This window comes from Nocardioides stalactiti, from assembly GCF_014180715.1.
Classification (GTDB): Bacteria; Actinomycetota; Actinomycetes; order Propionibacteriales; family Nocardioidaceae; genus Nocardioides; species Nocardioides stalactiti.
The window spans coordinates 13,813-32,357 of sequence record NZ_JACEFC010000045.1 but is presented as its reverse complement, the minus strand read 5'-3'; the positions used below and the strand labels follow the sequence as shown (position 1 = coordinate 32,357).

At 71.9% G+C, this 18,545-nt stretch carries 20 protein-coding genes and 1 pseudogene; 5 read left to right on the top strand and 16 right to left on the bottom strand.

The window, feature by feature from the left end; translation table 11 throughout:
- Nucleotides 1-108 precede the first annotated feature (108 nt).
- From H0487_RS23860 to H0487_RS11020, 11 genes and pseudogenes are all read right to left on the bottom strand, one after another.
- Nucleotides 109-1,665, bottom strand: a complete 1,557-nt coding sequence (locus H0487_RS23860) for a bifunctional uroporphyrinogen-III C-methyltransferase/uroporphyrinogen-III synthase (RefSeq protein ID WP_312855908.1) — start codon at nt 1,663-1,665, stop codon at nt 109-111.
- A 34-nt stretch (nt 1,666-1,699) separates the two neighbouring features.
- A pseudogene (locus H0487_RS24275) lies at nt 1,700-1,819 on the bottom strand (hypothetical protein); the annotation flags it as partial.
- Complete coding sequence (gene hemC, locus H0487_RS11060) at nt 1,816-2,832, bottom strand: hydroxymethylbilane synthase (RefSeq protein ID WP_183094289.1); 1,017 nt, start codon at nt 2,830-2,832, stop codon at nt 1,816-1,818. The gene hemC and the pseudogene H0487_RS24275, both read right to left, overlap by 4 nt.
- Nucleotides 2,829-4,148, bottom strand: coding sequence for a glutamyl-tRNA reductase (locus H0487_RS11055; RefSeq protein WP_183094288.1), 1,320 nt, complete (start codon nt 4,146-4,148; stop codon nt 2,829-2,831). Before H0487_RS11055 ends, hemC begins: the two co-directional genes overlap by 4 nt.
- Nucleotides 4,145-4,840 (bottom strand): redox-sensing transcriptional repressor Rex, encoded by a 696-nt coding sequence (locus H0487_RS11050; RefSeq protein WP_183094287.1) that lies wholly within the window; start codon nt 4,838-4,840, stop codon nt 4,145-4,147. The genes H0487_RS11055 and H0487_RS11050 overlap by 4 nt, the downstream gene beginning before the upstream one ends.
- Nucleotides 4,841-4,966: 126 nt before the next feature.
- Nucleotides 4,967-5,365, bottom strand: coding sequence for a GtrA family protein (locus H0487_RS11045; protein WP_183094286.1), 399 nt, complete (start codon nt 5,363-5,365; stop codon nt 4,967-4,969).
- A 23-nt stretch (nt 5,366-5,388) separates the two neighbouring features.
- Nucleotides 5,389-6,417, bottom strand: a complete 1,029-nt coding sequence (locus tag H0487_RS11040) for a glycosyltransferase family 2 protein (protein WP_183094285.1) — start codon at nt 6,415-6,417, stop codon at nt 5,389-5,391.
- A 27-nt stretch (nt 6,418-6,444) separates the two neighbouring features.
- A complete protein-coding gene (locus H0487_RS11035; RefSeq protein ID WP_183094284.1) occupies nt 6,445-7,947 on the bottom strand; it encodes a hypothetical protein in 1,503 nt (500 codons plus the stop codon).
- The gene (locus H0487_RS11030; protein WP_183094283.1) at nt 7,944-8,489 is read right to left on the bottom strand and encodes a hypothetical protein; all 546 of its coding nucleotides are present in this window, start codon (nt 8,487-8,489) and stop codon (nt 7,944-7,946) included. The genes H0487_RS11035 and H0487_RS11030 overlap by 4 nt, the downstream gene beginning before the upstream one ends.
- A gap of 21 nt (nt 8,490-8,510) precedes the next feature.
- Entirely contained in the window at nt 8,511-8,759 is a 249-nt protein-coding gene (locus H0487_RS11025; protein WP_183094282.1) for a glutaredoxin family protein, read from the bottom strand.
- The gene (locus H0487_RS11020) at nt 8,756-10,327 is read right to left on the bottom strand and encodes a class I adenylate-forming enzyme family protein (RefSeq protein ID WP_183094281.1); all 1,572 of its coding nucleotides are present in this window, start codon (nt 10,325-10,327) and stop codon (nt 8,756-8,758) included. Before H0487_RS11020 ends, H0487_RS11025 begins: the two co-directional genes overlap by 4 nt.
- A 41-nt stretch (nt 10,328-10,368) precedes the next feature.
- Between H0487_RS11020 and H0487_RS11015 the strand changes: the two genes are divergently transcribed.
- The 3 genes from H0487_RS11015 (at nt 10,369) to H0487_RS11005 (ending at nt 13,524) form a co-directional block, all read left to right on the top strand.
- Entirely contained in the window at nt 10,369-11,256 is an 888-nt protein-coding gene (locus H0487_RS11015; protein WP_183094280.1) for an HAD family hydrolase, read from the top strand.
- 134 nt (nt 11,257-11,390) lie between these two features.
- The gene (locus H0487_RS11010; RefSeq protein ID WP_312855907.1) at nt 11,391-12,176 is read left to right on the top strand and encodes a sigma-70 family RNA polymerase sigma factor; all 786 of its coding nucleotides are present in this window, start codon (nt 11,391-11,393) and stop codon (nt 12,174-12,176) included.
- 178 nt (nt 12,177-12,354) lie between these two features.
- Nucleotides 12,355-13,524 (top strand): DUF5667 domain-containing protein, encoded by a 1,170-nt coding sequence (locus H0487_RS11005; RefSeq protein ID WP_183094279.1) that lies wholly within the window; start codon nt 12,355-12,357, stop codon nt 13,522-13,524.
- A gap of 203 nt (nt 13,525-13,727) precedes the next feature.
- Here the strand turns inward: H0487_RS11005 and H0487_RS11000 are convergent, their stop codons facing one another.
- From H0487_RS11000 to H0487_RS10985, 4 genes are all read right to left on the bottom strand, one after another.
- Nucleotides 13,728-14,933, bottom strand: a complete 1,206-nt coding sequence (locus tag H0487_RS11000) for a lysophospholipid acyltransferase family protein (RefSeq protein ID WP_183094278.1) — start codon at nt 14,931-14,933, stop codon at nt 13,728-13,730.
- Entirely contained in the window at nt 14,926-15,993 is a 1,068-nt protein-coding gene (locus H0487_RS10995; protein WP_446685565.1) for an NAD-dependent epimerase/dehydratase family protein, read from the bottom strand. Before H0487_RS10995 ends, H0487_RS11000 begins: the two co-directional genes overlap by 8 nt.
- A 60-nt stretch (nt 15,994-16,053) precedes the next feature.
- Nucleotides 16,054-16,155 carry a 30S ribosomal protein bS22 gene (locus H0487_RS10990; RefSeq protein ID WP_008356322.1) on the bottom strand — a complete coding sequence of 34 codons (102 nt, stop codon included), beginning with the start codon at nt 16,153-16,155 and terminating at the stop codon, nt 16,054-16,056.
- A gap of 242 nt (nt 16,156-16,397) precedes the next feature.
- A complete protein-coding gene (locus H0487_RS10985; protein ID WP_183094276.1) occupies nt 16,398-16,610 on the bottom strand; it encodes a helix-turn-helix domain-containing protein in 213 nt (70 codons plus the stop codon).
- A gap of 185 nt (nt 16,611-16,795) precedes the next feature.
- On the opposite strand from H0487_RS10985, the gene H0487_RS10980 reads away from it, so the two are divergent.
- Entirely contained in the window at nt 16,796-17,182 is a 387-nt protein-coding gene (locus H0487_RS10980) for a DUF1304 domain-containing protein (RefSeq protein WP_183094275.1), read from the top strand.
- Between the two features lie 16 nt (nt 17,183-17,198).
- Here the strand turns inward: H0487_RS10980 and abmR are convergent, their stop codons facing one another.
- A complete protein-coding gene (gene abmR / locus H0487_RS10975) occupies nt 17,199-17,717 on the bottom strand; it encodes an ATP-binding transcription factor AbmR (RefSeq protein ID WP_183094274.1) in 519 nt (172 codons plus the stop codon).
- Between the two features lie 79 nt (nt 17,718-17,796).
- Between abmR and H0487_RS10970 the strand changes: the two genes are divergently transcribed.
- Complete coding sequence (locus H0487_RS10970; RefSeq protein WP_183094273.1) at nt 17,797-18,510, top strand: HAD family hydrolase; 714 nt, start codon at nt 17,797-17,799, stop codon at nt 18,508-18,510.
- Nucleotides 18,511-18,545: the final 35 nt, after the last annotated feature.

The window sequence follows — 18,545 nt, the reverse complement described above, 5'->3', positions numbered from 1 at the left end:
CCTGATGCGAGTCCGGACCTTCCTGGACGAAGTATGAGCTTCAACCCAGGAAGGTCCGGATTCGGCGCAGGAAGGTCCGGATTCGGCGCAGGAAGGTCCGGATTCGCGCTACTCGGCCTTGCGGCGGCGGCCGGAGGCCTTGCGGTCGCTGGGCTTGGTGACGGGCTCGCCGGAGTCGACGAAGGCCTGGCGGCGGGCGGCGCCGAAGTCGGCGAGCGCCTCGACCAGGACGTCGACGTCGGGCTTCGGCGACATGACGTCGACGCGCAGGCCGTGCTCCTCGGCAGTCTTGGCCGTGGCCGGACCGATGACCGCGATCACCGTCGAGGGGTGCGGCTTGCCGGCGATGCCGACCAGGTTGCGCACCGTCGAGGACGAGGTGAAGACGACGGCGTCGAACTTGCCGGTCTTGATGGCGTCGCGGGTCGGGGCCGGCGGCGGAGCCGCGCGGACGGTCCGGTACGCCGTCACGTCGTCGCACTCCCAGCCGAGGTCGATGAGGCCCGCGACCAGGTTCTCGGTGGCGATGTCGGCGCGCGGCAGGAAGACCCGGTTGATCGGGTCGAGCTGCTCGTCGTACTCCGGCCAGTCCTCGAGGAGCCCCGCGGCCGACTGCTCGCCCGACGGCACCAGGTCGGCGCGCAGGCCCCAGGCGGCGATGGCCTGGGCGGTCTTGTCCCCTACCGCGGCGATCTTGAGACCGCTGAACGCACGCGCGTCGAGGCCGTACTCCTCGAACTTCTCCCGGACGGCCTTGACCGCATTGACCGAGGTGAACGCGATCCACTCGTAGCGGCCCTCGACCAGGCCGCGCACGGCCTTGTCCATCTGCTGCGGGTTGCGGGGCGGCTCGACCGAGATGGTCGGGACCTCCTCGGGCACACCGCCGTAGTGGCGCAGCCGGTCGGACAGGGACTGGCTCTGCTCCTTGGTGCGCGGCACCAGGACCCGCCAGCCGAACAGCGGCTTGGTCTCGAACCACGACAGCGTCGAGCGCAGGTCGACGACCGGCCCCACGACGGTGATCGCAGGCGGGGCGATCCGCGCCGCCCGCACGTCGGCGGCGATCCGCGCCAGCGTCGAGGTCACGGTCTGCTGCTCGGTGGTCGTGCCGACCCGCGTCATCGCGACCGAGGTCTCGGGCGACCGGCCCGCGCTGATCAGGTCCTTGGCGATGTCGCCGATCTGGCCCACGGCCGAGAGCAGGACGAGGGTCGGCGTGGTCGCGTAGCGGCTCCAGTCGACCCGGTCACCGCAGGTCACCACGGCCATCTCGCGGTGGTCCTTGGTCGTCAGCGGGATGCCGGCGTAGGCCGGGACCGCGCCGACCGAGGAGACCCCGGGGACGACCTCGAAGGCGAGGCCGGCCTTGGCGACCGCCTGAGCCTCCTCGGGCCCGGAGGCGTAGAGGAACGGGTCACCGCTGAGCAGCCGTACGACGCGCAGGCTGCGCTTGGCCTGCTTGACGACGACCTTGGCCCGGGCCGCGTGGGTGAGCGGCTGGCCGTCCTCGCCGAAACCGCCGTCGAGGACCTCGGGGCCCTCCGGGTTCTCGACGTCGAACGTCGCCGCGCCGCGCAGGCGGGCGATGAGGTCGAGGTGCTCGGGAGCCTCGGTGATGAGGACGTCGGCATCCTCGNGCCTCGGTGATGAGGACGTCGGCATCCTCGATCAGCCTCAGCGCGCGCACCGTCAGCAGCTCGGGGTCACCCGGGCCCGTGCCGACGAAGGCCACCCCGCCGGCGGGGGTCCCGGACTTGCTGGACTTGGCAGCGTCGGCAGCCTTGGAGCCGGCCGTCTGTGCTGTCTTTCGCGTCATGCGTTGTGCACCTCTGTCGATACTGCGGTGGGACCTGGGGTGGAGTCGGTGGAGCGGTGAGCGTCGGGGACGGAGTCGAGCCGGTCGGCGCCCTCGGCGAGCATCTCCCGGGCCAGCTCGGCGCCGAGCGCGGCGGCGGCGGCACGGTCGGTCAGCGGCGCCGAGGCGGAGCGGCGGAGCTCGATCGCGCCGTCGAGTGACAGCACGGTCGCCCGCAGCCACACCTCGGGGCCGTCCTCGCCCTCGGCGACCTCGGCAAGGGCGCCGATCGGGGCCGAGCAGCCACCCTCGAGGGTGGCGAGGAGGGCGCGCTCGGCGACCACCGCAGCGTGGGTCGACGGGTCGTCGAGAGCGGCGAGGAGGTCGGCGAGCGGGTCGTCCGCGCGGCACTCGAGGGCGAGCGCCCCCTGGCCGGGCGCGGGCAGCATCTGGAGCGGGTCGAGGACCTCGGTCACCTCGTCGAGGCGCCCGATCCGGGCGAGGCCCGCACGTGCCAGCACCACCGCGTCACACCCCCCTGCCCGCACCTTGCCGATCCGGGTGTCGACGTTGCCACGGATGGCGACGACGTCCAAACCGAGGCCGAGTGCCTTGAGCTGCGCGGCGCGCCGCGGCGACCCGGTGCCGACGGTGCTGCCGGCCGGGAGCTCGCCGAGGGTGAGTCCGTCACGGGCCACCACGACGTCGCGCGGGTCCTCGCGGGGCGGTACGGCGACCAGCGCGATGCCGGGTTCCGGAGACGTCGGGAGGTCCTTGAGCGAGTGGACGGCCAGGTCGACCTCGCCCGCGAGGAGCGCGTCGCGCAGCGCCCCGACGAAGACGCCGGTCGCGCTGCCCTGGAGCGGGGTGCCGGCCGCCTGGCTGAGGTCGCCGTCGGTGGTGACCTCGACGAGGACGGTGTCGACGCCGAGCCGCTCCCGGACCATCGCCGCGACGTGCTCGGACTGGGTGGTGGCGAGCAGGCTCCGGCGCGTGCCGACGCGGAGGGTACGACGATCGGTGGGCGCGGTCACGAGGAACCCTCCTCGGGCACGCCCATGGGCCGGGTGACGGCGTCGACGGCCTCGGGGTCGAGCGCGAACAGCTCGGCGAGCGCGGCGGCGTAGGAGACGGCGCCCTGCTCGTTGGCGAGCTCCTTGACCCGGACGGTCGGCTCGTGGAGGAGCTTGTCGGCGACCCGCCGCACGGCGTGGCGGATCTCGTCGCGGACAGCGTCGTCGAGGTCGGGCAGGCGGCTGTCGAGCCGGGTCATCTCGGCGTCGACCACCGAGGTGGCCATCGACCGGAGGGCGACCACCGTCGGGGTCACGCTGGCCTGGCGGCGGGCCGCGAGGAAGGCGGTGACCTCCTCACCGAGGATCCGCCGGACCTCGAGCACCTCGCGACCGCTGTCGAGTGCGTGCATCGACGCAGCGAGCTTGGCCAGCCCGACCAGGGTCACCCCCGGCAGGTCCCCTGCGTCGGGGTCGATGTCGTGGGGCAGCGCGAGGTCGATGAGGACGACGGGGCGCTCGGCACTGTCGGGGCGCGCGGCGGCGAGGCTGCGCGCGTCGATGAGCGTGCCGGCGGAGCCGGTGCAGCTGATGACGAGGTCGGCGGCGGCGAGCTCGTCAGCCAGCGCCTCCAGCGGCGCGGCGTGCGCGTCGTACTGGGCGGCGAGGCGCTGGGCACGGTGGGCGGACCGGTTGACGACGGAGATGTGGGCGGCACCCATCCTGCTGACGGTCGCGGTGGCGAGCGACGCCATCGCGCCCGCACCGACGACGACGACGCGGTGGCCGGGGACGCCGCGGTCGGCGGCGCCGGGCACCGCCTCGGCGAGCGCCGCAGTCACCAGCGACGGAGCGAACCTGTCGATGCCGGTCTCGGCGCGGGTGCGCTTGCCGACGCGCAGCGCCTGCTGGAAGAGCGTGTTGAGGGCGGGCCCGACGGTGCCGAGCTCCTGCCCGCGGCGCAGCGCCTCGCGGGTCTGGCCGAGGATCTGGCCCTCGCCGACCGCCATCGAGTCGAGCCCGGCCGCCACCTGGAACAGGTGGGAGATCGCGCCGTCGTCGTAGTGCACGTAGAGGTGCGGGAGCAGCGCCTCCGTGGTCTCGCCGGCACGATCGACGAGCAGCCGGGAGAGGGACTCCACGCTGCCGTGGAAGCGCTCGACCTCGGTGTAGATCTCGACCCGGTTGCAGGTTGCGATGACGGTCGCCTCGGTGACGTGCTCGCAGGAGGACGCGTCGGCGGTCAGCTTCTGGACACCGTCGTCGTCGAGCGCGACCCGCTCCAGCAGCGCCACCGGCGCCGAGTTGTGGGAGATGCCCACGACCAGCACGCTCACTGATCGCCTCCGATCGCTGCGGCGACCTCGCGGCCGGTCTCGTGTGCCTTGCGCTGCTCGTGGTAGGCGAGGATCTGCAGCTCGATCGACAGGTCGACCTTGCGCACGTCGACGCCCTCGGGGACCGAGATCACCGCCGGAGCGAAGTTGAGGATGCTGGTGACGCCCGCGGCGACCATCCGGTCGGCGACGTCCTGGGCAGCGGCCGCGGGGGTCGCGATCACGCCGATGGCGACCGCGTGCTCGCTGGCGATCGCCTCCAGGTCGTCGAACGGCCGGACCGGGACGCCGGCGACGAGCTCACCGGTGCGGTCGAGGTCGGCGTCGAGCAGTGCGACGACCCGGAAGCCGCGGCTGCGGAAGCCGGAGTAGTTGGCGAGCGCGTGACCCAGGTTGCCGATGCCGACGATGACGACGGGCCAGTCGTGGGTGACGCCGATCTCGCGGGCGATCTGGTAGCGCAGGTAGTCGACGTCGTAGCCGACCCCGCGGGTGCCGTAGCTGCCGAGGTAGCTGAGGTCCTTGCGGAGCTTGGCGCTGTTGACGCCGGCTGCCGACGCGAGGTCCTCGCTGGAGCAGGTGCGGATACCGCCCTCGGCCAGCGCCGTCAGCGCCCGGAGGTAGACGGGCAGGCGCGCCACCGTGGCCTCCGGGATCACCCGGGCCGTCTCGCTCGAAGTCCGTGCGGTCACTGCTCTTCTTTCCAGCCGGTGCCCTCGGGTCGCTCACTGCTGAAATCGATCGGGAGCCGGCCAGATCACTGTAGGAGTTTGTGAACGCGAGAACAAAACGAGCGGACCCTCGCGAGACGGCTCCGATCAGGCGTCGGCGCGGTCGTGATATGTGGCCGGCCAGACGACCAGGCGGTACGCCGCGAAGTTGAGCGCGAGACTGCACGCGATCGAGGCGAGCTTGGCCGCCGCGAGTCTCAGGTCACCGTCGTCGAGCACGGGGCCCAGGACCCACAGCCAGCCGTGGATGAGCAGCGGTTGTGCGACCCACATCACGGTCCCGGTGGTCGCCACGAAGAGACCTGCCTGTCGCAGGGTGAGCCGCTCCGCGCGGAAGGTGAACAGACCGTTGACCACGAAGCTGAAGATCATCCCGGCGCTGGAGGAACAGAAGTTCGCCAGCGTGATCCCGAGCCGCTCGTGGAGCACGAGGAAGAGGGCCCAGTCGATCGCCGTGTTGCAGACGCCGACGCCGGCGAACCGCACCACGGTCCATGGGACGCGGCGCGTCAGGAGCGTGCTCCCGACCTGTCACGGTGCCGGCGCGGCGCGGCCGGCGCTCCCTCGCGGGCGACGAGCGAGAGGGAGTACAACGGCCGGTCCTGCGCCTCGACGTAGACGCGGCCCAGGTACATCCCGATGACGCCCATCATGATCAGCTGGATGCCGCCGAGGAGGAACATGCCGACACCGAGGAAGGCCCAGCCGGGCACGGACTGGTCCGGCTGGAAGACGCGGACGTAGGCGACGTAGAGCGCCAGCAGCACGCTGAGCAGCGAGATCGCGATCCCGAGCCGGCTGATGAGCCGCAGCGGCGCCGTCGAGAAGCCGAGGATGCCGTTGGCGGCGAAGCTCAGCATCTTGCGCAGCGGGTAGCCGGTCTCGCCCGCGAACCGCTCGTCGCGGTCGAAGAGCAGGGCCTCCTGCCGGAAGCCGACGTGGGCCACGATCCCGCGCAGGAAGCGGCCGTGCTCGCGGTAGCGCCCCACCTCGGCCACCACCTGAGCGTCCATCAGCCGGAAGTCGCCGACGTTGCGCGGGATCTCGATCGACGCCAGCCGGTCGAGCGCCCAGTAGAACGCGTAGGCCGTGCTGCGCTTGAACACGGTGTCCTTGCGGCTGCGGCGCTGCCCGTAGACGACGTCGACGCCGTCCTCCCACAGGTCGATCATCTGGACACTGACGGCAGGCGGGTCCTGGAGGTCGGTGTCCATCACGATCACGGCGTCGGCGGCCGCCGTGGGCGCGTCCCCGTCGGTGCCGGCGCCCACCAGGTCGAGACCGGCGGTGACCGCGAGCTGGTGGCCGAAGTTGCGGGAGAGCGACAGCACCGTCACCCGCGGGTCGGCGTCACGCAGCTCGAGGAGCCGGTCGAGCGAGGCGTCGCGGCTGCCGTCGTTGACGTAGACGAACTCGAAGTCGAGGTCCGCCCGCGCAGCCGTCGCCTTGCTGAGGGCGGCGTGGAACACGGCGATGTTGTCCTGCTCGTTGTAGACCGGAAGGACGTAGGCGATCCGGGGCCGGGCGGGAGCGGACATGCGGCGAACTCTAGTGGTGCGACCGGGTCAGATCGCCATGACGCCGAGCACGACCAGGACCGCGGCGAACACCCCGGACAGGGTCAGCTGGACCGGCTTGAGCCACCGGCTGAGCTGGGCGTCGGTGCCGTCGAGGTGTTCCCGCACCGGCGCGTCGTGGCGTCGTCGTACGTAGGACTCCCGGAGGAAGCCGGCCGCCGCGACCATGAACAGCGGCCCCGCGGTCGTCCAGTAACGCGACCCCGCCACGTGGACGAACGGCTGCACGAACAGGGTGAGCAGGCTGATCTTGGTGAGCGTGTCGAGGATCTGGGCCTCGAGCGAGCGCAGCTGCACGAAGAGCATCGAGAGCAGCATGAGGACGAGGAACGGGACGTAGTAGACGTACGTCGCGCCGTAGACGAGCCCCTGGCCGATCTTGCCGAGCGTGCCGCGCCCCTCCGGCGGCGTCAGGTAGCGGACGAAGTTGGAGGGGATGAAGAAGTAGGAGCCGATGTTCCACCACGCCTGGCGGGCGTAGTCGCGCCGCTCCAGGTCGCGCAGCGCGTAGTCCGACATCTGCTTCTCGACCTCGACCTCGGAGGTACCGGTCGCCTGACCGACCTCGCGCGCATAACGCAGCGGGCGGAACCACAAGAAGCTGTCGGGGTCGCACTTGCCGAAGCACACCTGCTCGCGGTCACCGAACGTGTTCGCCAGCGAGATGGGGACGGTCGTCGTCGTCACGACCCGGGTGTCGAGCGCCTTCGAGGCCGCCATCGACCACGGTGCGAGCAGCATGAGGAAGACGACGCCGGCCAGACCGGCGGCGCCGAGCGCCCGCCACCGCCGCGCACCGCGCAGCAGGACCAGTGCCGCCACCAGCGTGACCAGGCCGAGCGCAGCGAGGACGATCGACGTGCTCGAGCGCAGGTAGAGGACCACCGTCGCCAGCAGGCCGAGCTGGAGCGCCTCCCGGATCCTGGGCGGCTCACCGGCACGGAAGCGGCGCAGCATGTCGACGATGTGGGCGACGAGGACGATCAGGACCAGGCCGCTGGGCGGGTCGCCGTACGCCGTGAACGACATGAAGACCCAGCTCGGCAGCAGCGCCGGGAAAGCGACCAGCAGCGCCGCGTAGCCGGGCCCGAGACGCTTGCGGACCGACCGGACCGCCCACAGCAGCAGGAGCAGGCTCGTGAGCCCGAGGTAGGCCCGGCAGAGCGCCTCGCCCGCATCCGGGACGACCACGAACAGCGGCGTCATCACCACCGCCATGCCCGGCATGAACCAGCCCGAGCCGACCACGTTGTGCTCGAGCTCGGCGCCATCGGGCGACTGGAAGGCGAAGACGTCGCGCACCAGGTTGGACAAGGCGCGGGCGCCGTCGTAGTACTGCTGCTCGTCGTTGTAGGCCGGCGCGTGCATCGTCAGCGGGAAGATGAGCAGCTTCATCACGACGTGAGCGACGAGCAGCCACACGAGCAGCACCTCGGGCCGGGGCAGCCGCTCGCGCACCCGGACCACCGCGCGGGTCACCAGGTCACTCATGACGCGGGGTCCTCGGGCCAGCGCTTGGTCACCCGCGGGTCGCCGCACACCTCGGGGGCGTCGGCCCGCAGGGCCACCACCGGGAGGTCGAGCTCGAAGGTCCCGCGCACGATCGTGTCCTCCTCGATGCCGGGCAGCTGTTCCACCATCACCCGGACCACCTCGTCGCGGCCGGCGCCCGGCTCGTGGAGCTCGGCGTCGTACGGCGTCGCGCGGCGCGAGGAGACGTAGCCGGCGCCCTCGAACGCAGCCACGATCCGCTCGAGCGCCTCCGCCTCGTCGATCTCGTCGTACTGGGCGACGAGGAGGCGGCGCGGCGCACCGTCCACCTCGACGTCACCGTCGCGCCGGACCTGGTGAGGGAAGTCGAACTGCACGTCGCCGGGCAACGGGTAGCAGCCGCTGGCGAGCGCGTCCTGAGGGACGTCGGGCCGGTAGTCACCGGTCGGCTCGGCGCGGCCGAACCGGTGGCTCAGGAGGAGGACGACGAGGACGACACCGATCGCCGCCAGCGCCCCCGCGCGCCGCCCTGTGCCCTTCACGCGAGCGACCCTAAGGGGTGATCAGCCCGTGGTGGTGAGGGCCCTCCGGAGGCGGACCGGATCCACCCGCCAGAAGTCGTGCTGCCGTCCGTCGACGTAGGTCACCGGGATCTCGTGGGCGAACCGGCCGGCCAGCTCGGGGTCGTCGTCGATCGAGACCTCGTCGTAGGACTCCCCCAGCTCGGCGCAGACCTGCTCGATCACCGCGCGCGCGTCGTCGCAGAGGTGACAGCCGGGCCGCGAGTAGAGGGTGACCCGGGGGCCGGTCACTCGATGAGCCCGAGCGCGCGTCGCCGCTCCCGGCCCCGTAGCCGGCCCTTCTGGACCTTGCCCGTCACCGTGTGCGGCAGCTCGGCCACGACGTCGAGCCGGGTGGGCCGCTTGAACCGCGCCAGGCGCTCATCGCAGTGCGCCTCGACCGCGGCGGCGAGGGCCGCCGGGTCGGCCGTCGGATCGGTCGGTACGACGAACGCGACGACCGCCTCCCCCGTGAGCTCGTCCTCGGCGCCGATGACGGCGACCTGGCGGACACCGGGGACCTCGCGGACCACGGCCTCGACCTCGGTCGGATAGACGTTGAAGCCTGAGACGATCACCAGGTCCTTGACCCGGTCGACCAGGTGCAGGTGGCCCGCGTCGTCGAACACCCCCACGTCGCCCGTCGGCCACCAGCCGTCGGCGTCGGGGCCGTCGGCACCGTCGGGCCAGTAACCGCTGAAGAGGTTGGCACCGCGGATCTCGATCTCGCCGGGGTCGCTCAGGTCGGCACCGCTCAACGGCGCCCGGTCGTCGTCGACCAGTCGCAGGTCGATGCCGTCGAGCGCGGCGCCGACCGAGCCGGGCCGGTGGCGGTCGGAGCCGAGCGTGGTCGTCACCACCGGTGCCGCCTCGGTGAGGCCGTAGCCCTGGTGCACGGGGACCCCGGTGCGGGCGGTGAACTCGTCGATCACCTCGGCCGCCAGCGGCGCCGAGCCCGACAGCACCAGGCGCACCGGGCCGAGCCGCTCCTCGAGCGCCTCGACCCCGCGCCAGTGGGCGAACACGGGCGGGGCGACCGGGACGACGCTGCACGCCTCGTCCTCGATGAGGTCGAGCGTGCCCTCGGGGTCGAACCGCTCGGCGAGGACGAGCTTGGCGCGGTGGCGGACGACGCCGCCGAGCACGGCGTTGAGGCCGTAGACGTGGAAGAGCGGCAGCACGCCGAGCACGACGTCGTCGCTGTGGATCATCGGCGGCTCGACCGCGGCGACCTGCTCGAGGTTGGCCAGCAGGGCGCGGTGCGTGAGCATCACCGCACGCGGTAGCCCGGAGGTGCCGCTGGTGTAGAGCAGCACGGCGAGCTTCTCGGGGTCCTGGAGCGCCGGTGTCTCCCGCGGCTCGGCCGCCACCAGGTCGTCGTACGTCCGCTCGTCGCCCTCGGGCGCGGTCGCGACCACGACCGTGCGGATCGAGCGGTCGTCGCCGGCCCCGAGGGTCGCGAGCGCGCCGCGCACCGCTGCGGCGGTGTCGGGGTCGGCGAGCACCATCCGGGCACCGGAGTCGGCGAGCATCCGCGCCAGCTCGTCCGGCGTCGACCCGGGGTTGACCGGGACGGCGACCGCCTGGGCACGGAGCACGCCGAGATAGGTGGTCACGAACTCGAGCCGGTTGCCGAGCGCGAGGAGCACACGGTGGCCGGCGACGATCCCGGCCGCCGCGAGACCGCTGGCGACGCGCGAGACCTCGGCATCGAGCTCGGACCAGGTCACCGCCCGTCCACCGGCCTCGACGACAGCGAGCCGTTCACCCGCCTCGGCTGCGGCGGCACTCACCAGGCCGGCCACGTCGGGGACAGACATGAGCCGGATCCTACGCGGGTGGCGGCCGATAGGCTTCCCGCATGGCAGCGCCGTCCGACCGCGCGAAGCGGCTCAACCTCAAGCAGCGCTCCAAGCTCGCGGGCGAGGCGGCCGCCGCCGCCGCCGAGGTGGAGTCGGCGCTGGCGCTGCCCGAGGACCGGCAGGCCGCGGCCTTCTTCGACGTCGACAACACCGTGATGCAGGGCGCGAGCATCTTCCACCTGGCGCGCGGCCTCTACCGCCGCAAGTTCTTCACGACCCGCGACCTCGTCGGCGCGGCCTACAAGCAGGCCTACTTCCGGATCGCCGGGGTCGAGGACCCCGAGCACGTCGCCGAGGCCCGCAACTCCGCGCTCGCGTTCATCGCCGGCCACACCGTTGCCGAGCTCGAGGAGCTCGGCGAGGAGATCTTCGACGAGGCGATGGCGCACCGGATCTGGCCCGGCACCCGCGCCCTCGCCCAGCTCCACCTCGACGAGGGCCAGCGGGTCTGGCTGGTCACGGCCGCCCCGATCGAGATCGCCCAGGTGATCGCCCGGCGGCTCGGCCTGACGGGCGCGATGGGCACCGTCGCCGAGCACGTCGACGGCGTCTACACCGGGCGCCTCGTCGGCGACATGCTGCACGGGCCGGCGAAGGCCGAGGCGATCCTCGCCCTCGCCGAGCGGGAGGGCCTCGACCTGGCCCGCTGCTCGGCCTACTCCGACTCCTCCAACGACCTGCCGATGCTGAGCCTGGTGGGTGACCCGTGCGCCATCAACCCCGACCCGAAGCTCCGCGCCCATGCCCGCGAGCAGGGGTGGCGGATCCGCGACTACCGGACGGGTCGCAAGGCGGCGCGGGCCGGCATCGTGGTCGGCTCGGCGGCCACCGGCGCCGCTGTCGCGAGCATCGTCGTACGCCGTCAGGTGCGCCGCTACCTGGGCTGACCTGCGGGGCAGGCACACCCAGGTCCGCACCGGCCCGGGGACCGTCCCGGGACCCCAGTCTTCCCGTTCGGCTGTCCCTGGGGGCAGATCCCCTCTACCATCGTGTTCGGAGCGTCTACCTGGGAGGGAAACCAGTGGGCCTGGACACGGACTACACGCGCGGTCTCGCGGCCCTGCGCGCTGCCGTCATGTCCGCCCTCCAGCCGCCCCCGGGTCCTGCTCTCGCGCTCGCCGGCGGCGTCGCCGCGGGTGCAGCCGGACCCTCGCCGATCGGCTGGCTCTTCAGCGAGGCCGCCTACACGCCGGAGTCCGAGGCCGGACGAGGCTACGGCGACGCCCGCCTCGCCGCGTCGTCGGAGGAATCCCCCGAGGCGCGCGAGCGCCTCATCGGTCTGGTGGAGCTGGCCCGCGGGGGCGACGCCGACGCGTTCGGCCTCCTCTACGACCACTACCAGCCGTCGATCTACCGGTTCCTCTACTACCGGACCCGCTCGGTCGTGGTCGCCGAGGACCTCACTTCCGAGACCTTCTTCCGCGCACTGCGCAACATGGCGTCGTTCCGGTGGCAGGGCAAGGACTTCGGCGCGTGGCTGATGACCATCGCCCGCAACCTGGCCACCGACCACTTCAAGGCCGGCCGCACCCGCCTCGAGATGACGACCGAGGACATGGGGCAGCACGACGACGCGACGGAGGGCCCGGAGTCGGCCGTCCTCGCCAGCCTCACCAACGAGATCCTGCTCGAGGCGCTCACCGAGCTGCCCAACGAGCAGAAGGACTGCCTGGTGATGCGCTTCCTCCAGGGGATGAGCATCGCGGAGACCGCACAGGCCCTCGGACGCAGCGAGGGAGCCATCAAGCAGCTCCAGCTCCGGGGCGTCCGCAACCTCGCCAAGCTGATGCCGGAGGGGCTGCGATGACCCTCTCCCCGACGATGGTCACTTCGGACTACGCCCGCGTAGTCCGTCAGGACGATCCACGTCACACCGAACGAGGCGTAACCAACGCTCCCGCGCGGTCGTTCAACGTGTGGGACTCGGCGCCGCAGGCGATCGCCGGGCCCCTGACCGAGAACCGGATCGACCAAGGACGGCAAGCATGAGCGGGGCGTTCACGAGCAGGCGACGCGCGGAGGAGTTCGACGCGCTCTTGTCGTCGAGCGTTCGCGACGACGCCACGGCGGCGCCGTACGCCGACCTGCTCGAGGTCGTCGGCTCGCTGCGGTCCGTCGCCCCCGTCTCCGCCCGTCCCGACTTCGTCGCCGACCTCCGGAGCCGTCTGGTCGTCGAGGCCGCTCGGATGGCGAGCCCCGTCGACGACGCCACCCGCCTTCGCCTGACCCCGCGTCAGCGCCAGGGTTCACGCGAGCGCCGACTGGCCAGCGTCCTCGGCGGGTTCGCGATCGTCGCCGCCTCCGGCTCGATGGCCATGGCCTCGCAGGCCGCCCTGCCCGGTGACGTCCTCTACCCGGTCAAGCGCGCTCTCGAGAACGCCGAGACCAACCTCCAGTCCGACGACGCCGCCAAGGCCGAGGTCCTGCTGGGCCACGCCGAGCAGCGTCTCCAGGAGGCCGAGCAGCTCGCAGCGCAGGGCGCGGACGCCGAGGCCGTCGCCGCGACGCTCCACGACTTCAGCGACCAGTCCAGCCAGGCCGCCGAGCTCGCCCTCGACGACTACGCGGCCACCGGCGACCAGGCCACCATCGGCCAGCTGCGGTCGTTCACCGCGCAGTCGATGTCGGAGCTCTCCGCGCTCGGCGAGGTCGTCCCGTCCGACGCCCGCGCCGCGCTCATCACGGCTGCGCAGAACCTCGCCCAGGCCGACAGCGCCGCGTTCCAGCTCTGCCCGACCTGTGGCGACGGGGCGGTCACCGAGGTGCCCGAGTTCGCGGCGGCCACCGTCCCGCTCACCTCGCTGCTGACCTACGAGACGACCTCCGACACCATCCCGGTCTCCCGCGACTTCCTCGCGGCGGTCGAGGAAGCGGCCGAGAACACGCCGATGGAGCCGGTCAAGGGTGGCAACAAGGGCTCGGGGGGTGAGGACTCGCCCGACGGCGGGCCGACCACCGACCCCACGGATGTGACGGACCCCGCCACCGACCCGGTCACCGACCCCGGCGAGGGCCCCGGCAACCCGCTCGAACAGCTCGGCGACCGGATCAAGGAAGACCTCGCCAGCGGCAACGGCGCCGAGATCGTCGACGAGACCGTCAGCGGTGTCGTCAACGGCGTCGGCGGCCTCGTCGACGGTCTGCTCGGCAACTAACGATCAGCCGAGCGTGCCGCTCGAGCCGCTGATGGGCCGGCCTTCGACGCCGTCGGACGCCAGCGCGCCGTCACCGTCGACAACGTCAACTGCGCGGTCGGCAGCGTGTCGCATCGCGGCGAAGCCGCACGGCACGCAGCCCCTGGGCCGAGCGGAGCGAGAGCCTGGGCGGCGCGTGCCGTCTGCGACACGCTCGACCGGTCCTACTTGAAAACGGACTGGCGCTGCATGAGCAGGCCGTAGAGGGTCTGCTGGATCGTCTCGCGCACCTGGTCGGTGACGTTGAAGACGAGCATCGGGTCCTCGGCAGCGCCCTCGTCGTACTCGTCGGTGCGGATCGGCTCGCCGAACTCCAGCAGCCACTTCGACGGCAGCGGCACCAGGCCGAGAGGTCCGAGCAGCGGGAAGAGCGGCGTGATCGGGATGTAGGGCACCCCGAGCAGGCGGGCCAGCGCGGGGACGTTGCCGACGAGGGGATAGATCTCCTCGGCGCCGACGACCGACAGCGGCACGATCGGGACCTGGGTGCGCAGGGCGGCGGAGACGAAACCACCGCGGCCGAAGCGCTGCAGCTTGTAGCGCTGCGAGTACGGCTTGCCGATGCCCTTGAAGCCCTCCGGCCACACCCCGACGAGCTCGCCTCCGGCCAGCATCCGCTCGGCGTCCTCGGCGCAGGCGAGCGTCGCGCCGCCCTTGCGCGCCATGGTGCTGACGAACGGCAGCTTGAAGACCAGGTCGGCACCGAGGGCCCGCAGGTAGCGGTCGGTGTGGTCGTGCACGGAGACCATCGTCATCAGTGCGTCGACCGGGACGGTGCCGGAGTGGTTGGACACGATGAGCGCGCCGCCCTCGGCGGGGATGTTCTCGGCCCCGCGGACCTCGATCCGGAACCACTTCTGGGCGATCGGCCGGAGCGCGGCGAGGAAGAACCGCTCGGTGATCTCGGGGTCGAAGCCGAACTCGTCGACGACGTAGTCGCCGGTCAGCCGGCGGCGCAGGAAGGCGAGGAAGTGCGCGAGCTGCGACTCCCACTGGTCGCCGAACACCTCACGCGCGGCGTACTGGAACGCGGAGAGCCAGTCACCCATCGGGATGCCGCCACCCTCGCGCTCGGCCACCTCGATCCGCGGGGTGAGCGTGGAGGTGTCGGTCGCGCTCTCGAGCGGGATGACGTCCTCGCCGACGAGCGGGATCACCGACTCGCTCTTGGGCGCGTCCGCGACCGGGGCGCTGGGCTCGGCGGGCGGTGCCTGCGGAGCCTTCTGGGCCTGCGGCTCTCCCGGTTCGGCGGGCTTCGCCGCGCCACGGCCCTTGGGGGCCAGGGTGCGCGCAGCCGCGGACGGGCGGGTGCCCGTCCCGCGGCCGGGTCGACCGCGGGTTCCGATCGGGATGATCTCGGCGTCACCCATCAGTGCCTCCGGCGAGGGTCAGGGTCGGCAGGCGGTCGCCGGCGTGGGCGGGGACCTCGGGCAGCCGCTCGGCGACGGCGCCGAGCAGTCGTTCGGTGCGGCCGCCCGTAGGCGGCAGGGTGGAGGCGAACTCGCCGAACGCCTCCTCCGTCGTGTAGCGCGGCTCGAACCCGAGCTCAGTGCGCATCCGGGTGGTGTCGACGCCTCGCCCGTAGGTGAGGAACGCGACCAGCTCGGGCGACAGGTCGGCGAGGTGGGCCGAGCGCAGCGCGGAGCCGAGCCCGCCGAAGGCCAGGCCCGGCAGCGGGACACCCGGACGCTGGAGTCGGCGCAGCGCCTGCGACAGCATGAGGACCCCGTCGCCGGCGACGTTGAACGTGCCGTGGACCTCGGCGTCGACCGCGTGGCGCAGCACCCGGGTGAGGTCGTGCTCGTGGAGGAACTGCAGGCGAGGGTCGAAGCCCAGCACGGTGGGGATCACCGGCAGCCGGAAGTACGACGACACCGGGCTGACCACCCGCGGGCCGATGACGTTGGCGCAGCGCAGGGTGGTGACGGCGACGTCGGGCCGACGCCGCGCGAAGCCGCGGACATAGCTCTCGACCTCAGCGACGTCCTTGGCGTAGCCCGTGCGGGCGCGCCCGCGCGGCTGCATGTCCTCGGTGAACATCGCGGGGTCGCGGTTGCTGGCCCCGTAGGCGATGGTCGACGACTTCACGACCAGCTGGCGCAGTGACTCCGCCTTCTGGCACGCAGCGAGCAGCTGCATGGTGCCGATGACGTTGAGCTCCTTCATCGTGCCGCGGCCACCGGCGGAGCCGGGCGTGGCGATGACGCTCATGTGGACGACGGTGTCGACGTCCTCGCGGGCGATGATCTTGGCGATCACCGGGTTACGGATGTCGGCACGCACGAACTGGACGTCACCGATGTCCCCGCGCGGGGGCATCACGTCGACGCCGATCACTCGCGCGACCGTGGGGTCGCTGGCGAGCGAGCGAGCGCAGGTCCGGCCCAGGTCACGCGACACTCCGGTGACCAGAACGGTACGACCGCTCATGCCCATCTCCCGACTCCCCCAGTCACAAGGTGCACTACGGCGCCCCCGAGGGGGCGTGGGTCACTTGCCGAGCTTGCGGCGCTGCACCCGCGTCTTCTTCAGAAGCTTGCGGTGCTTCTTCTTCGCCATGCGCTTGCGCCGCTTCTTGATGACAGAACCCACGTGAACCTCTCCAACACACCAGGCGTTCGGCCCGGCATAGACAACTGCCGCGCCGACGTCAGTGTCGGACGACAGGCACAGCCTATCCGCCGTCACGAGCGGTTGGAGAATCAGGACCGACGGTGAGAGGAACGTCGCATCACGATGCGCCGAGACAACCTGCCGTTCGCCGCCGGGCGGCCGAGACCACAGACCGCGTCACCTGCGGCGCTGCAGCGTGTCGCACGGCTCGCGCCATTCAGTCAGCCGGCGTTGTAGAACGACTTGCGGAGGTAGTCGTCCACGTCGCCCTCGGGGACGCGGAATGAGCGACCCACGCGGACAGCGGGGAGCTCTCCGCTGTGGACGAGGCGATAGACGGTCATCTTGGAGACGCGCATCATGGTCGCCACCTCGGCGATGGTGAGGAACTTGGGGTCCGGACGGGACTCGGGTCGCTCCGCAGACGTTGCCATGGCCAACCACACTTTCTGCGCGCCCGTCACCGCCTTCCCCAGCCGTGATCTGCGGACGCCTAGGCGTGAGAATAGAGCCAGATGTGACTCATGGGGAAGAGATTCACCAAAGCAACTTTTGTGACTCGGCGTGTCGGCTTGACGATAGCCCTCGCGACCAACCCCACATGTGCGACGCTGCAGCCATGCTGACGGCCGGACTCGTGCTCGCCGGCCTCGCTGCCGCCGTCCACGTCTACATCTTCTACATGGAGTCGCTGGCCTGGACCGCGCCGGCCACCCGCGCGGTCTTCGGTACGACGGCCGAGGAGGCCGAGTCCTCCAAGGAGCTCGCCTACAACCAGGGCTTCTACAACCTCTTCCTGGCGATCGAGATCGCGGTCGGCATCGCCCTGACCGTGGGTGACTGCGACACGGTCGGGCAGGCGCTGGTGCTCGCCGGCACCGGGTCGATGGTGGCCGCCGCGCTCGTCCTGGTCCTGGCGAACCGCTCGCGGGCCTCGGCGGCCCTCAAGCAGGGCCTGATCCCCGCGCTCGCGGTCATCGCCATCGTGATCAGCCTGGCGGGCTGACGCCCCGACCGACACGTCAGGCAGACGCGGCTCCGGGTCCGCGGCGTCGTACCTCCTCGACCTGGACGAGGGAGTCCCTGAGGTCGGCCAGCCACTCCTCGGAGTGCTGCTGGACCAGGCGGACGCACCAGCCGAGCGCGTCGCTGCGACTTCGGGCCACCCCGCCCGCGACGAGCAGGTCGAGCACCCGTCGCTCAGGCTGCCGCAGCCGGGTCATGACCGGCGCGGCGACGTGGGTGTAGAGCGCCCGGGTGTCGCCGCACTCGACGCCCCAGGACACCTTGCGCTCGAAGCGTCGCTCGGCCTCGCCCGCGACCTTCATCCGGTCGCCGCGGGTGCGCTCACGGAACTCCGCGATCCGACCCTCCACGGTCGCGGCACGCTCGGCGTCGGACACGTCCTCGGCGAGCGCGGGCGCCGGAATCCGGCCGATCACGGTGATCTCCTCGCGGTCGACGGTGACCTCGACCAGGTCGTCGAACAAGCCCTCGGGGAGGCGGCCGGCGAACCAGCCGCGGATCTCTTCTGTCGTCATGTAATTATGATTACTCGCTTGCACCCATCTTTCAAGGGCGGCTCGAGGCGGTGTCGGCGACGGCTGCGAGGATGGCCTCATGACGACGGCGACCTGGCTCGGGAGGCCCGTCGAGGGGGTGTTGTTCGACCTCGACGACACGTTGTTCGACCACCGCGGCGCCGCCGACCGCGGGGTCCGCGCCTGGCTGTCCGGCCTGGAGCTCGACGGCCTGCTGGAGGACCACGTCGAGCGGTGGGCCACCCTGGAGGCGTTCCACCACGAACGCTTCCAGCGCCGCGAGATCTCCCACGCCGACCAGCGGCGGGCCCGGATCCGGGCGTTCCTCCCCGGCTGGGACCTCGCCGACGACGCGCTCGCCGACGACACCTTCGCGGGCTACCTGGCCTGTTACCGAGCCGCATGGTCCGCGTTCGCCGACGCCTCCGTCGCCCTCGAACGCGCGCTGGGCGCCGGCCTGGCCGTCGGCATCCTCACCAACGGGGAGCAGCGCATCCAGGAGACGAAGGTCCAGCGCACCACGCTGGCGTCCTACGACGTCCCCGTGTTCGCCTCGTCGTCCCTGCCGGCCGCCAAGCCCGACGCCCGCGCGTTCCACCACGCCTGCGCCGCGATCGGTGCCGAGCCCGCCAGCGTCGTGATGGTCGGCGACTCGCTCCGCCACGACGTGCGCGGCGCGCACGGCGCCGGTCTCGCCGGCGTGCTCATCGACCGGGTCGGCCGCTACCGCCCCGACGAGGTCGCCGGCGTCACCCGCATCCGGTCGCTCGCCGACCTTCGCTGGGCTTCCTAGCTCAGGGGCCCCGGGAGGGGTATCTACTCTTTGTA